Below are 1115 nucleotides of genomic sequence, written 5' to 3'. Positions count from 1 at the left end.
TCTGAAATGGGGCGAAAGTCTGTGGACTCTGTGTAAGACAGTACATGGTTTTTTAACTGTGGTATGCGACGGTGGTGGAAGCAGAAACTTAAATCGTGAGGTTTAGGAATCGCCGCACTTTTAGGGCGGCGAGGATGTCAATCACGTTCACAGCTGACCAAGGAGATTCCGCTAAAAAGTGGTGTAATCGGTTATTCTATAACCCCACCGACAAACTTTTTCAGCCAACCCTAATTACTATTGATGCGACTTAAAAAGGCTTGTAAGCGCTCGCTGTGGGGATTATTAAAGAAAGTGTCGGGATCACCTGCTTCTTCGATGACACCTTGATTAAAGAACAAAACCTTGTTAGAGACTTCCTTGGCGAACTGCATTTCGTGAGTGACGACTACCATAGTCATACCGTCATTGGCCAATTGACGCATAACGTTTAACACTTCCCCGACTAATTCCGGATCCAGGGCCGAAGTGGGTTCATCAAATAAAATCACCTCTGGTTTCATGCAGAGACTGCGAGCGATCGCCACCCGTTGTTTTTGTCCTCCCGATAATTGGTCGGGATAAACATCGGCTTTTGGGGCCAATCCCACCTTTTCCAGATAATGAATTGCCGTATCTTTAGCCTCATTTTCCGGGTGGTGTAACACTTGCTTGGGGGCCAACATCAAGTTTTGTAAAACGGTGAGATGGGGAAAAAGATTAAAGTGTTGAAACACCATACTTACCCGGCTGCGTAAGTTACGCAGGACCGATTGATTTAACTTCGGGGAAGAGATGTCAATTCCCATCACCTCCAAGCGGCCGCCGTTAATTGTTTCCAAACGATTGAGACAGCGTAAAAAGGTACTTTTGCCGCAGCCAGAGGGACCGATTACCGATACCACATCCCCTTGATAAAGAGTGCCTGTAACTCCTTTGAGTACCTCTAAAGAGCCGTAACTTTTGCGTAAACCTTCACTAACAATCACAGGGGTGGTAGTGGTCATGATGTCCTCTCGTAAAAAATTTTACATTCTGTATAAAAGTATCCAGATTAGTTTCTGCTAGATTGTATCCTTGACGACATTTTATCAAGAGGAATAATCATAATACTCAAATAGTCTCTCTACATCTGT

At 44.4% G+C, this 1115-nt stretch carries 1 protein-coding gene; it reads right to left on the bottom strand.

Features of this window, described 5'->3' with window-relative positions:
* Nucleotides 1–230: 230 nt before the first annotated feature.
* Nucleotides 231–986 (bottom strand): amino acid ABC transporter ATP-binding protein, encoded by a 756-nt coding sequence (locus PX484_RS15460; RefSeq protein WP_159296177.1) that lies wholly within the window; start codon nucleotides 984–986, stop codon nucleotides 231–233.
* Between the last annotated feature and the right edge of the window lie 129 nt (nucleotides 987–1115).

The sequence above is a fragment of the Microcystis sp. M49636_WE2 genome, from assembly GCF_030065375.1.
Taxonomy (GTDB): Bacteria; Cyanobacteriota; Cyanobacteriia; order Cyanobacteriales; family Microcystaceae; genus Microcystis; species Microcystis aeruginosa_C.
The sequence above is the reverse complement of the archived record's forward strand: the minus strand, read 5'-3'. Positions and strand labels throughout refer to the sequence as shown.